Source organism: Cohnella fermenti, from assembly GCF_004801405.1.
Taxonomy (GTDB): domain Bacteria; phylum Bacillota; class Bacilli; order Paenibacillales; family Paenibacillaceae; genus Cohnella; species Cohnella fermenti.
Genome location: NZ_SSOB01000007.1, coordinates 182949 through 196295, shown reverse-complemented (window position 1 = coordinate 196295; position 13347 = coordinate 182949). Strand labels below are relative to the sequence as shown.

Sequence of the window (13347 nt, the reverse complement as noted above, 5' to 3'; positions counted from 1 at the left end):
AATTCAGATCGTGTACGAAGGCTGCACGGCGACATTCAGCTCAGCGCTGCGACAACTTCCTCCGCCGTCCGAACGCGGCCCATGCGCGGGAACATCGTGCCGACGACGTAGTCGTGCTCCTCCTTGGCCATCGCGGTCATCGCGTTCACGGCGAACACCTGGTTGTAGCCGAGCTGGAACGCTTCCCGCGCCGTCGTGTCCACGCCGATCGAGGTCGAGAGTCCGCACAGCACAATCGTGTCGATGCCCCGGCGGCGCAATTGCAGATCGAGATCGGTTCCGAAGAACGCTCCCCACTGCCGCTTCAGCACCACATGGGCTTGCTCGAATCGGGCCATCTCGGGAATCGGCTCGTCCCAGCCTTGCGGCGGCTGCATGGCCGCGGCCGTCGAGTCCGTGACCGGACGGAGCGCGTCGCGGCCATCCACGAAGGACACCCGGACCAGAACGACGAACGCCCCCTTCTCCGTGAACGCCTCGGCGAGCTTGCTCGCATTGCCGACCAGCGTCTCGATCGAATTCGGCGCGGCCGGCCTTCCCGTTGCCGCGATTCCCTTCTGCAGGTCGATCACGACCAGCGCGGTCTTCTTCGGGTCCAGCTTCAACTCCGGCTTGCTTGCTTCCTTGTTCGACATTATTGGCTCTCCCCTTCGATTGGTTTGATCTGAAGCTTCTTGTACAGCTTGGCATACACCCAGGCCGCATTCAGCAGCAGCAAGGCGCCCGTCGTGAAGAACACGGAACGAACCCCGAGCCAGGCCGCGAGCTGCCCGCCAAGCAGCGCTCCCCCGAACACGCCCAGATAAGCGGCGGAGTTGCTGAACCCGAACATTCGGCCGGTGAGCGCGCTCGGAGTGATTTTCCTCAGCAGGATGTTGACGGAAGGTCCCAGCCCGCCGGCCGCCAGGCCGAGCAGGAACTGCAGCCCCGCAAGCTGCCACGGATTGCTCGCCAGCGCCTGCGGGATGAAGACGAGCCCCGCCGCGATCAACGCGACGAGCAGCACCTTGTGGGCTCCGACCCGGTCGGACAGCTTGCCGAGACGGGGCGCGGCCACGATCTGCGCCAGTCCCGAAGCGGAGAAGGCGATCCCGGCAATCAGCGCGACGTGGGCGGCGCCCCGGCTGAGCTCGTCAACATAGACGGTCATGACGGGTTCGATGGAGTACATGGCGACGGTCAGAATGAAGAAGGTAACGAACAGCGTAATCGTCAGGCTCTTCTCCGGCACGCGGCTCCACACTTCCTTCATCGAGCTTGCCTTCGCTTCCCGGCGCACGAACGACTCCTTCACGAACAAAGCGGTCGTGAGGAAGGCCAGGAACATCAGCCCGCCCGTAATGAAGAAGGAGCTCTGCAGACCGAACTTCTCGGCGAGCAGCCCCCCGACCGTCGGCCCGATCAGGGAGCCCGAGATGTTCGCCGTCGACAGCGTCCCTAGCGCCCAGCCCGAATGCTCCTTGTCCGTCTGGGTGGCGATAAGCGTCGTGCAGGCCGTGCCGTACCCGGTGATGATCCCTTGCAGCATTCGCAGCGCAACCAGGACGTATACATTGTGCGCGAATCCCATGCAGCCGATGACGATCGCCATGCCGAGACTGGCCCGCAGCAGCATCGGCTTGCGCCCGAACTTGTCGGCCGCGATGCCCCAGATGGGCGAGAAGATCGCCGAGACGATGAAGGTAATCCCGAACGCGAGTCCCGCGAACCGGGCGACGGAATCGGGCTCCTGCACGCCGAGATGCTGGATGTAGAGCGGCAGGATCGGAGCGATCTGGCTCATGCCGATGCCGGTCAGGAACAGGCCGAACCAGCAGACGAGCAGATTTCTTCTCCACATGGGCATGACGAACAAGCCTTCCTTCTGCGATGCTGGCATTCCCTAGGCGGCCCCGAACGCGCGGGGCCGCCTTGAACATCCTCATCTTATCAGCCGACAGGCTTGCCGAACATGCAGGATCTTAAACTCCATGGACGATCTTGCTGTAATATTCCGACGGGCTCATTCCTTCCGATCTCTTGAAGACGCGGCTGAAGTAGAACTCGTCCGCATACCCCAGCGCCTTGGCGACCTCCTTGACCTTCTTGCCTCCCATCAGCATCATCTCCTTGGCCTTGTCCATCTTGAGCTTGTTGATGTACTCGATGACGGTGCAGCCGGTGATGTCCCGGAACGTTCTCGACAGATAGGTCGGCGACCACTGCGCCTGCTCCGCCAGTTGCCCTAGCGTAAGCTTGTCCTGCAGATGATCCTGCATGTAGCGGATGATTCTCTCGATCTTATGGGAGGCCGCGAAGCGGCGATCCGCCTTCTTCAGCTTAAGAGCGATCGCGACCAGCAATTGCTGCAGCAGCGCTGCGGACAGGAACTCGTACCCCGGCAGCTTCGCAAGCCACGTCTCGGCCAGCCTGCGGAACGAGTCCTCCACCTGGTACGAATCCGCCAGCGTCTGCGCGGCCTGCAGAGGGAGCGGCTGCACTTCCTCGCGGATGCCCCAGCCGTCTTCGCCGATATCCACTCTCCCGAAGCTGAAGTGGACGGAGTAGAAGCGGCCCGCCGTGCCGGGCACCGTCTCGATCGCATGCGGCGCGCCGGGGCGAATATAGAGCAGCATTCCGCTTCTGAGCTTGTGCGTCTTGCCGCCTATCGTGAACGTCCCCTTCGCTTCCGCAATATAGATGAGCTCGTGATGCGACAGGGTGCGTTGAAGCCGGATCGGGCGATCGTCCGCCGAGGTCGATTGCCTCGCGTTGCAGTAATGGATATGGAAGTAGAGATTGTTGAGCTTCATGAGCCTGGAGCCTCCTCGGGCGGATGCTCTCATTATAGCAGTTCTTATCGCAATAATTGCCCGATTTCCAAGCAATTATCGGAGATACGCGGCAGCCCGATTCCGTTAAAATGATACCCATCAGAAAGCCCAACATGACTGCAATCCCGAAACGAAAGGTGATCTTATGTCCCAACCCGCAACCGAATCCGCATCTGAATCCGCAATCAAGCCCGCGCCCGCGCATGAGCCGGCCGAAGGCCCTTCGACAAGACAGGCCGCTAACGCCATGCTGCTCAGCGTCAGCTTCGCGCACTTGCTCAATGACGCCATGCAGAACTCCGTCCCCGCCGTATTCCCGATTTTCCAGACGTCGCTTCAGCTTAGCTACGCCGAGATCGGCTGGATCGCCTTCACGCTCAACGTGACCGCTTCGATCCTTCAGCCGCTGATCGGCACGTACACGGACCGCTGGCCGATGCCGATCCTGCTTCCCCTCGGCATGGCGTTCACGCTGCTCGGCATGGTCGGCCTGGCGTTGTCGCCCGGACTTGCGATGCTGCTGGTGTCGGCCGCGCTCATCGGCATCGGCTCATCGGTGCTGCACCCCGAGTCGTCGCGCGTCGCCCATATGGCTGCCGGCAAGGGACGCGGGCTGGCGCAATCCGTGTTCCAGGTCGGCGGCAATACCGGCCAGGCCCTTGCTCCGCTCATGGTAGCGTTCATCATCACGCCGCTCGGCATGCACGGCTTCCTCTGGTTCACGCTGCTCGCGCTTGCCGGCATCCTGATTCAATGGCGGGTCGCCAAGTGGTACCGCGTCCAATCGCGGCAGCGTTCCGCCGGAGGCAACGGCGTCCGGGCAACGCCGAACAGCGGGAGTACGTTCTCCCGCGGCTTCGTCCTCTTCGTGATGGCGATCCTCGTCCTGCTGCTGTTCTCCAAGTTCGTGTACCTGGCGAGCATGACGGGGTATTATTCGTTCTACTTCATGGAGAAGTATCACCTCTCGCTCGAACGCGCGCAGGTGTCCCTGTTCGCCCTTCAATTCGCCGGCATGGCCGGCACGCTGCTCGGCGGACCGCTCGCCGACCGCTTCGGCCGGAAGAAGATCATCTGGTTCTCGATCTTCGGCACGGCTCCGTTCGCTCTCCTGCTTCCGTATGCCGGCCCGATCGGCTCGGTTGCGCTCTGTCTGGCCGTCGGCGCCATCCTCATGTCCGGCTTCTCCGTCATCATCGTGTATGCGCAGGAGATGCTGCCGGGCCGGGTCGGCATGATTGCGGGCCTGTTCTTCGGCCTCTCCTTCGGCCTGAGCGGTCTCGGCTCGGTTGTGCTCGGCTCGCTCATCGACCAGACCGGCGTCGAATTCGTGATCAAGGCGTCCGCGTTCCTCCCGCTGCTCGGCGTCCTCGCGTTCCTGCTTCCCAAGGATTCGCGGATCATGGGCGGCCGCTGAGCGAAGAGAACCCCCAGTTAGACTGAGGGTTCCGGATCGCTTATGATAGACGGAGAGCAACCATTGACGACAGATAGGAGCCGTTCATGTTCATTCACAAAGGCGAGGTCCTCTTCCGGCAAGGCGAATCCGGGCCCCTGTACCAAGTAAAGAGCGGTCTGCTGAAAATCCTTCGAGTACACGAAGACGGGACACCGACGCTTGTGAACATTATTGTTCCGGGAGAGATGATTCCTCATCATTCCCTGTTGACTCGTTCTCCGTACTTCGGGACGGCCGTCGCCCTAATGACGAGCGAGATCGAGACCCTGCCCGCCGACAACTGGTATCGCGCGCTGGAACAGGACCCGCTGCAATACCGGACGATTGCGCTTAAGCTGCAGGACAAGCTGCGGATGATGCAGCAGCGAATCGATCAGTTGACCGAAGCGACTCCGGCGGCCCGGCTGCGGAAGCTGCAGGCCTGGTTCCAGGCCTACATCGCTCCGAACGCCTTGACCGAGGTGCTGACCCAGGACGAGATCGGCCAGTTCATCGGCCTTCGGCGCGAGACGATCAATCGGCTGCTGCGGGATCAGACGGTCTCCGCGACCGGCTCGGCCGGCTCTTCCAGCGATCCCTTGGGTCCGAAAAATTCGTAATGGATGTCCGCCTCCGGCACGTTCAGCTCTCTTAGCGCCCCGTTGATCGCCTGCATGAAGGGGACCGGACCGCAGAAGTAATACGAGGCTTCGCCGTCGGGAAGCACGGTCCTCAGCCACTTCGCGTCGATCAGCCCCTCGTGTTGGTAAGCCTGCTCGGCGCGATCCTCGTCCGTAGGCTGGCTGTAGCTCCAGAAAGCGCCGATCTGCGGATGGGAGCTCGCCAGCGCCTCGACCTCGTCCCTCAGCGCATGAACCGCGCCGTTGCGCGCCGAATGGATGAACACCGCCTTGCGCTCCGGCTGCCGCTCCACAAGCGTCTTGAGCATGCTGAGCGTCGGGGTCAGCCCGACGCCGCCGCTGATCAGCACGACCGGGCGCGTATCCTCAAGGTCGAGGACGAAGTCGCCTGCAGGCGCGGACAGCCGAAGCACATCCCCTTCCTGCACGGAATCGTGCATGTAACCGGACACCATGCCATCCGGATCGTCGCCATAGCCGATTTCCCGCTTGGTGGAGATTCGGTAGTAGGGCTTGCCCGGCGCGTCGGACAAGCTGTACTGGCGAAGATGGGTGTAGGGATCTCCCGGAATATTCAGCTTAACGGAGATATACTGGCCGGGAACGAAGCTCGCGATCGGACCGCCATCCATCGGAACCAGATAGAAGGACATGATGACGTCGCTCTCCTTGACCTTCCGCTCCACCTTGAATTCGCGGAAGCCCGCCCAGCCGCCCTCTTGTTTCTCGGCCTCTTCGTACATCTGCGCCTCGATGCCGATAAATACGTCCGCGATCACTCCGTAGGCTTCCGCCCATGCCCCGATGATCTCATCGGTTGCCGCATCGCCAAGGACATCCTTGATCGCCGCGAGCAGGTTCTCGCCGACGATCGGATACTGGTCGGCCGTAATGCCGAGGCTCCGATGCTTGTGGGCGATCTGCTTCACCGCGGGGAGAATATCCCCCAGCCGATCGATATTGGCGGCAGCGGCATACACCGTGTTGGCGAGCGCCTGCTGCTGTCTTCCGCGCTTCTGATTCGCATGGTTGAACACATTGAGCAGCTCGGGATGATTCGAGAACATCATTTTATAGAAGCGTCTCGTAATCTCCGTTCCGTGAACCTCCAGCACCGGCACCGTCGACTTGATAATTCGTATCGTGTTCTCGCTGAGCATTCGCAATCTCTCCCTTGATCCTTGTATTCGGCAGGCAATCGCCTTAAACATCAACAAGTATAGCCCGAGGCATAACGCCGACTTGTGATTTCGCTCACACCAAAATTCAAGGTTCTGTGACGGGAGAGCTCCGGGCGTCCCCGGCCGGCTCTTCTCGCCCCCTCCGCTGTCTCTCCGTTAGCTCCTCGCTGTCTCTCCGTTAGCTCCTCGCTGTTTCCCCGTTAGCTCCTCGCTGTTTCTCCGCTAGCTCCTCGCCATATACTATTCGCCCCCTCCGGCCCGATGGCTTTTGCAATTTTATGCGATTTTTCACATTCGTCGGCCCCGGATCGGGGGCAATTTCGGCGTTTTATGCGATTTTTAGCATATATCCAGCATTTCCAGGCGGAAATTCCTCCATGAATGTGATTTTTCGCATAAAATCAGGCAAAGTACCCGTTCCGGAGCTGCGCCAATGTGATTTTTCACATAAAATCCGGCGGGCTTGGCGAGTTCGGCGGCTGCGGTCGGTGTAGCAGGTTGGGCGAGTTCGACGGACTTAGTAGGTTCGGTGAGGCCGATCGGCTCGACGGATTTGGTGAGGTTGATGGGTTTGGCAGGTTTGGCAGGCTTGGTGGGATTAGGGGTTTGGCGGGCTTCGGCGGAGGTTCGGCAAGCTTAGTTAGTTGGTTGAATTGGTTTGGCGGGTTTACCGGGTTAGATCGGCTTGGCAGGTTCGGCGAGCTTGATGAGTTGGATGAGTTGGATGGGCTCGGCGGGATTAGTGAGTTCGGCGGGTCTGGTGGGCTTGGCGGGTTCAGTAGGTTCGACGGTTTCCGCTCCTCTTGTCATCGCCGCTTCGCTCCGGACCATTATGATCAAGATTTCAGCCTCCGCTAGCCCCTCGCCATACCATTCGCCCCCTCCGGCCCGGAATGGAGGGAATCGGGGCGTTTTATGTGATTTAATACGAAAATCAAGCCCGCTTAATGGCGGTCTGTACCTCCCCCTCCAACCGTCTCTGCGGAGCGGCATGCCTTTCCTCCACTAACTCCGCCCCCAGCCTCTTCACAGTAGGCTTTCATCGCCACGGAGGCTGCGTACGGAAAATTTTCATTGTAAGGGGGGACAACCGTCCTTGTTGGCTTAGAGGTTTAATACGAAAATTATGTCTCGCTAATGGCGGTCTGTACCGGATTTAGACAGAAAAGTCCCGCCACCGTCTAGCACCAGCCGGCGCGGTCGGCATGTTGGTGAGTCGGCTAGTCGGCGAGTTGATTTCCACATTATGGTTGCAAGAGAGGCACTCCCCCTCTTCTGAACCCTTATGCCTCTTCTCCCCTTGGATCAGGAACCTCCGCTTGCCGAGCATGCCCTTGGGTCTTAGGACAGTCCATTCCCCCTTGCGCCTCCTTATCCTGAACGAAAGGGAGAAGAGACCTAATGCTGCCAGAGGGAATAGGCGCATGGGGGGAGTGGGAAGAGATGCCGGACGGGATGGCAAGTGGAACGAACAGTCGATAGGCGGGTTTTCCGCTCATCAGCCCTGCTAACCGGCTCGTCGGGGTGCCGTTGTATGCATCTCCGCTCCCCCAACGGTTTCTCCCTCCAGCACCACTTTTTATAGGCTTCATAACGACGGACCACCTTATACGCAATATGTTCATTGTAGGGGGTGACAACCGTCCTTGTTGGCATGGAGGTTGTTAGCATATATCCAGCATTTCCGGCTGGAAATTCCTACATGAATGTGAGTTCGACGGACTTAGTGGGTTCGGTGAGGCCGGTCAGCTCGACGGATTTGGTGAGGTTGGTGGGTTTGGCAGGTTTGGCAGGTTTGGCAGGTTCGGCGATTTTATCGACGGGTTTCGCTCCTCTTGTCATCGCCGATTCGGGCCGGGCAATTGTAATCGAAATTTCAATCATAAATTCTTCCATGTGCCCGTTCCAGGCAGATAGGATTGAAATTTCGACTATATTTCGCGGTTATCTGTCCGCCCCAGGCCAATAAGATCGAAATTTCGTTTACAATTGGCGTTTGGCATCTGAACTGGGCAAATAAGATCGAAATTTCGATTACAATTCACACTTCGGTCGCCGGGGAGCCTTTGCTCCGGGGGCAGACAGGACAAGGAGGCCGCCGCCGAGGCTTCGCCCGATTCTTGGACAATCCAAACAAGAACGCCTCCCCGTCATTCCGAATGACGGAGAGGCGCCCTGTTGTTCAGGCCCGCAGCGAGGCGAGACGCTTGAAGTGATCGTACGAGGGCTTGGCGAGCCCAAGGTGTTCGCGGAGCGTCGATCCTTCGTATTCCTCGCGGTACAGTCCGCGCCGCTGGAGCACCGGAACGACATGGTCGACGAAGCTGTCCAGATCGCCCGGCAGCACCGGAGGCATGATGTTGAAGCCGTCGCAGCCGTAGCCGTTGTACCATTGCTCCATCAGGTCGGCGAGCTGCTCCGGCGTTCCGACGAACTGCATGTGCCCGCGCGCGCCGAGCAGACGCCGGCCAAGCTCGATGATGGACAGATTGTCCTTGCGGGCGAGGTCCATGATGAGCTGCACACGGCTTTTCATCCCGTTGCTCGCCTCGACCGGATCGGGGATGTCCGGCAGCGGGCCGTCGGCGGGGAAGCCGCCCAGGTCCGTCTGCAGCATGGCGGACACCATCATGACCGCCTCCTGCGGGTCGATCAAGTCGAGCAGCTCGCGCTCCTTGCGGCGGGCCTCCTCCTCCGTCGAGCCGAGGATCGGCGACAGGCCCGGCATAATCAGCAGGCTGCCCCGCTCCCGGTCGGCCGCGAGCAGCTTCTCGTTGACCTCCTGGTAGAACGCCTGGGCGGAGGCGAGCGACGTCTGCGCCGTGAAGATGACCTCGCCGACACTTGCCGCGAAGTGCTGTCCCGGTCCCGACGATCCGGCCTGGATCAGGACCGGGTAGCCCTGCGGCGGGCGCGGCACGTTCAGCAAGCCGCTCGTGGAGTACCAATGCCCGCTGTACTCGGCTCGGCGGAACTGCGACTCGTCCGCGAACGTGCCGGATGCCCGGTCCATCACAAGCGACTCCTGCGGCCAGCTGTCCCATAGTTGCGTCACGACGTCCACGAACTCCTTCGCCATCTCGTAGCGGGTCGCGTGCTCCGGATGCTTGGCGCGGCCGAAGTTGTGCGCCTCCGTGTCCACCTGCGACGTGACGATGTTCCAGCCGGCCCTGCCGCCGCTGATATGGTCGAGCGTGGCGAAGCGGCGCGCCGCGTTATACGGCTCGTTGTAGGTCGTCGACAGCGTCGCCGTCAGCCCGATCTTCTCCGTCGCCATGGCCAGCGCCGACAGCAGCGCGACCGGATCGAGCATCCCGGCCGCCGCGCGGGCCGGGAAGATGAGGTGCAGCAGATCCGCGAAGAAAATCATATCGAACTTGCCCCGTTCCGCCGTGCGGGCAATTCGCTTGTACCATTCGATGTCGAACATCCGCTCGATGCCCGATTCCGGGTGGCGCCAGCCGGCGTGGTGATGCCCGGTGAAGTAGATGAATGCGCCAAGATGAAGCTGTCCCTGCCGTTGTCGGCTCATGCTCGATCCCTTCTTTTCCTCCAATAATAAACGCTCGTTACCCCTTGTAGGTGTTGCTCCACCTGAGGCATCTCCTCTCCGCCAGCCGGACGGCCGAATCCGACAGCTTGCCGACCAGGGCGAACAGGAGAATCCCGACGAAGACGATATCCGTCTGTGCGTAAACCCGCGCATCCTGAATCATGTAGCCGACTCCGGCGCTTGCGCCCATCATCTCGGCCACCGCCAGCAGCAGCCACGATGCCCCGACCGACAGGCGGACACCGAGCAGAATGTTCGGCAGCGCCGCGGGCAGAATCAGCTTCGTCATAAGCTTCAGCTTCGAATATTGCAGAATGCGAGTGACCTCGTACAGCTTCTTGTCGGCGCTGTTCACCCCCAGGTGCGTATGGAAGTACACGGGGAAAAAAGAGCCGAGAGCGATCAGAAGCACCTTCGAGAACTCCCCCACTCCGAACCAGAGAATAAACAGCGGAATGACGGCCAGAAGCGGCACGGTCCGCAGCATCTGGATCGACGGGTCGAGCGTTCGCTCCGCCCAGCGGCCGAGTCCGGTGAAGACGCCGAGCAACAGGCCCGTCGCGCCGCCGAGCAGGAAGCCTCCTCCCGCCCGCAGTGCGCTCATCTTCAGGTGCTCCGCCATGTCGCCGCTCGCGCACAATTGCCAGAATGCCCGCGCAATTCGCGAAGGCGCCGGAAGCGCGGAGTCGGACACGAGCCCGAGCGCCGAAGCCGCCTCCCACAGAGCGAGCACCGCGAGCGGCAGCACCCAGCCGTACAGCCACTTCGGCAGCCTTGCCCTTCCTTGCTTCCCCGCCGCCGCAATGCCCGGCGACGGCTTGCCTGTCTCCGGCTTGCCCGTTGCCGCCTTCCCGGCATCGGCCGCGCCTTCCCATGCGATGTCGTTCGCACTCATGCCGCGTCACCCCTCCCCTCCGATAGAATCGCGCCAGCGCAGCAGCCGCTTCTCCGTCAGCCGCACAAGCGAATCGGTAAGCTTGCCGACCGCCGCGAAGACGATAATGCCGACGAAGATGACGGATGTCAGCGAGAACGAACGCGCGTCGTTGATGATGTAGCCGATGCCGGAGCTCGAGCCCATCATCTCCGCCACGACCAAGCCGAGCCAACTCACCGCGATCGACAGGCGAATGCCGAGGAAGAGCGAAGGCAGGGCGGCGGGCAGAATCAGCCTCGAGATCGTCTGCCACCTCGTGAATTGCAGCACGCGCGCCACGTCGAACAGGTTGCGATCCACCGAACGGACGCCGAGGAAGGCATTCACATACAAGGGGAAAAACGCTCCTTTGGCGATAAGCACGATTTTCGACGTCTCTCCGAAGCCGAACCACAGAATGAACAGCGGCGCGACGGCCAGATGCGGCAGCGTCCGCAGCAGTTGGAACGACGGGTCCAGCAGCCGCTCGGCCTTGATCGAGAAGCCGACCCACAGCCCCGCGGCAAGCCCCAGCCCGCCGCCGATCAGGAAGCCGAGCAGCGCCCGCCCCGCTGAGATGCGGAGGTTCGACAGAAGCTCGCCCGAGGAGAGCATGCGGCCGAACTCAAGGGCGATGTCCTTCGGCGGCGGAATGAGCACCGCGTTCACCCATCCGTTCGCGGACGCGAGCTGCCAGATGATCAATACCGCCAGCGGCACGAGCATCCCGATCAGGAGATGAACCGTCTTGAACGCCAGCCTGCTCCTCGTTGTCTGCATACTCCGCACCTCGCTTTTACTTCAGAGCTTCTTCGATGTATTGATTGTCGAACACGTCGGATACGTTGATCTGCTTGCGGACCGTGCCGAGGCTGAACTGGAAGTCGGCCGTGCTCTGTTGCTCGGCGATCGTCTCATCGCTGACCGGCGTGTTGATCATCGTGGAGCGCTCCTGCATTCCCTTGACCAGCTCAAGCGGGATGCTCCGCTCGTCCGCGTATCGTTGGTACGCTTCCTCCTGGTTGTCGGCCTCCCAGAGACGGGCCTTCTCCAGCGTCTTCAGGTAGAGCGTAACCAGCTCCGGATACTTCTCGGCGAAGCCGCTGCGCACGAGCTGGAACGACGGGGACAGCACGCCTTCGCTCTCGCCGTCGGCCAGGACGCGGGCCTTGCCGCTGAGCGTGTTCAGGGAGATATAAGGGTCCCACACAGCCCAGGCGTCAACCTTGCCGCCCTCGAAGGAAGGCTGCGTCTCGTCGGGCTGAAGCTGAATCTCCTGGATATCGGATTCCTTCAGGCCGGCCTTGTCGAGCACGCGGTACAGGAAGTTATAGGCGTTGCTGCCCTTGGTGACGGCGACCTTCTTGCCCTTCAGGTCCGCGACGGTCTTAATGTCGCTGTCCGTCGGAACGATGATCGCTACATTGTTCTTGCCGCTCAGCAGTTGCGAGATGATCTTGAAGTCGACGCCGGCCGCTTGAGCCGAGATCGGAGGCATGTTGCCCATGCCCGCGAAGTCGAGATGGTTCGACGCCATCGCCTCGACCATCGGCGGGCCGCTCTGGAACTCGACCCACTCGACCTTCGCGCCCAGCTCGCCGAATGCGGTCTCGAACCACTTCTCCTCCTGGGCTTTGCCGAACAGGCCTCCCTTGCCTTGAACGCCGATCTGAACCGTCACTCCGTCGTAGGAAGGGCTCTCGGACGCCGCCGGTTCGCTTGAGGCGCCGGAGCTTGCCGCGGAGCCCGCCGTGGAGCTTGCCGACTCGGAGGGCTTGGCGCCGCTTCCGCCGTTATTCGAATTCCCGCATCCCGCGACGATCAGCACCAGAACGAGTATTGCCGCTATCAGACCGTATCTTTTTCTCATGAGTACGTACCCCTTATCTATCGATGGTTTGTTGTGAATCAGATGCCGGCTCCGACATCCGTCTGCGGAGGCGACTCGACCTTCTCGAACTCGCCCAGGACGCGGGAGCGAAGCTCCTGGAAGGAGGCTCCGGTTCGCTTGCGCGGGTACGGCAGATCGATGCCGATCACGTTCCGGATGTGGCCGGGACGAGGGTTCATAATGACGACCTTCTCCCCGAGGAACACCGCTTCGTCCAGATCGTGCGTAACGAACAGCATCGTCGTCCGGCTGTTCTGCCAGATGTCCAGCAGCGCCTCCTGCATATGCGAGCGGGTGAAGGCGTCGAGCGCCCCGAACGGCTCGTCGAGCAGCAGAATCTCCGGCTTGCGCAGCAGCGCCCGGGCGATCGCGACCCGCTGGGCCATCCCTCCGGACAGCTCCTTCGGGTACGCCTTCTCGAAGCCCTTGAGCCGCACCAGCTCGATCAGCTCGTCGACCCGGCGGCGAACGTCCGCGCTGCGCAGCGACAGGTTGGCCGCGATGTTCTTCTCGACAGTCAACCAGGGGAACAAACGAGGCTCTTGGAAAATAAACCCCTTCTCAATGCTAGGTCCCGTGATCGCCTTGCCGTTCAACTCGACCGTCCCTTCGTAGGCCGTATCGAGCCCCGCGACGATCTTGAGCAGAGTGCTCTTGCCGCAGCCGCTCGGCCCGATGAAGGTGATGAATTGCCCCCGCTCGACCTGCAGCCGGATGTTGCTCAAGGCGACAACCGGCCCGGAAGGGGCGGCGAACGTCTTGTTCAAGCGCTCGATCGTCAGCATGACTGCCGCCTCCGAAATTTTATTTTTCTTACCCGATTACTTGGTTTTAACTGAATAAAAAAAGGCCCTGCGCTAAGCGGCGCGGCGCCCTGCCCGATCTCCGGCTGTCCGGTCGATCTCGGCGTCCGC

General features: G+C 61.3%; 13 protein-coding genes. 2 read left to right on the top strand and 11 right to left on the bottom strand.

All coding sequences use genetic code 11. The annotated features are described in order from the left end of the window. Nucleotides 1-35 precede the first annotated feature (35 nt). The 3 genes from E6C55_RS07620 to E6C55_RS07610 all read right to left on the bottom strand — a co-directional run bounded on the left by E6C55_RS07620 (nt 36) and on the right by E6C55_RS07610 (nt 2792). Nucleotides 36-635 carry an isochorismatase family protein gene (locus E6C55_RS07620; protein ID WP_136369179.1) on the bottom strand — a complete coding sequence of 200 codons (600 nt, stop codon included), beginning with the start codon at nt 633-635 and terminating at the stop codon, nt 36-38. Beyond that, entirely contained in the window at nt 635-1846 is a 1212-nt protein-coding gene (locus E6C55_RS07615) for a multidrug efflux MFS transporter (protein ID WP_136369207.1), read from the bottom strand. Before E6C55_RS07615 ends, E6C55_RS07620 begins: the two co-directional genes overlap by 1 nt. A 115-nt stretch (nt 1847-1961) precedes the next feature. Next, complete coding sequence (locus E6C55_RS07610) at nt 1962-2792, bottom strand: helix-turn-helix transcriptional regulator (protein ID WP_136369178.1); 831 nt, start codon at nt 2790-2792, stop codon at nt 1962-1964. A 268-nt stretch (nt 2793-3060) separates the two neighbouring features. Between E6C55_RS07610 and E6C55_RS07605 the strand changes: the two genes are divergently transcribed. Both E6C55_RS07605 and E6C55_RS07600 read left to right on the top strand, forming a co-directional pair. Beyond that, complete coding sequence (locus E6C55_RS07605; protein ID WP_230986593.1) at nt 3061-4230, top strand: MFS transporter; 1170 nt, start codon at nt 3061-3063, stop codon at nt 4228-4230. Nucleotides 4231-4316: 86 nt separating this feature from the next. Continuing rightward, on the top strand, nt 4317-4871 hold the full coding sequence (locus E6C55_RS07600) for a Crp/Fnr family transcriptional regulator (protein WP_136369176.1): 555 nt from the start codon (nt 4317-4319) through the stop codon (nt 4869-4871). Here E6C55_RS07600 and hmpA read toward each other — a convergent pair. From hmpA to E6C55_RS07565, 8 genes are all read right to left on the bottom strand, one after another. Then, nucleotides 4805-6052, bottom strand: coding sequence for an NO-inducible flavohemoprotein (hmpA, locus tag E6C55_RS07595; protein WP_136369175.1), 1248 nt, complete (start codon nt 6050-6052; stop codon nt 4805-4807). The genes E6C55_RS07600 and hmpA overlap by 67 nt on opposite strands. A gap of 696 nt (nt 6053-6748) precedes the next feature. Further along, a complete protein-coding gene (locus tag E6C55_RS33715) occupies nt 6749-6913 on the bottom strand; it encodes a hypothetical protein (RefSeq protein ID WP_168735524.1) in 165 nt (54 codons plus the stop codon). A gap of 858 nt (nt 6914-7771) precedes the next feature. After that, entirely contained in the window at nt 7772-7969 is a 198-nt protein-coding gene (locus tag E6C55_RS07590) for a hypothetical protein (RefSeq protein ID WP_136369174.1), read from the bottom strand. A gap of 286 nt (nt 7970-8255) precedes the next feature. Continuing rightward, nucleotides 8256-9605 (bottom strand): LLM class flavin-dependent oxidoreductase, encoded by a 1350-nt coding sequence (locus E6C55_RS07585; RefSeq protein ID WP_136369173.1) that lies wholly within the window; start codon nt 9603-9605, stop codon nt 8256-8258. 37 nt (nt 9606-9642) lie between these two features. Continuing rightward, on the bottom strand, nt 9643-10521 hold the full coding sequence (locus tag E6C55_RS07580; RefSeq protein ID WP_136369172.1) for an ABC transporter permease: 879 nt from the start codon (nt 10519-10521) through the stop codon (nt 9643-9645). A gap of 6 nt (nt 10522-10527) precedes the next feature. Beyond that, on the bottom strand, nt 10528-11322 hold the full coding sequence (locus E6C55_RS07575) for an ABC transporter permease (protein ID WP_136369171.1): 795 nt from the start codon (nt 11320-11322) through the stop codon (nt 10528-10530). A 16-nt stretch (nt 11323-11338) separates the two neighbouring features. Then, nucleotides 11339-12412 carry an aliphatic sulfonate ABC transporter substrate-binding protein gene (locus tag E6C55_RS07570; protein WP_136369170.1) on the bottom strand — a complete coding sequence of 358 codons (1074 nt, stop codon included), beginning with the start codon at nt 12410-12412 and terminating at the stop codon, nt 11339-11341. 38 nt (nt 12413-12450) lie between these two features. Continuing rightward, on the bottom strand, nt 12451-13218 hold the full coding sequence (locus tag E6C55_RS07565; protein ID WP_136369169.1) for an ABC transporter ATP-binding protein: 768 nt from the start codon (nt 13216-13218) through the stop codon (nt 12451-12453). Nucleotides 13219-13347: the final 129 nt, after the last annotated feature.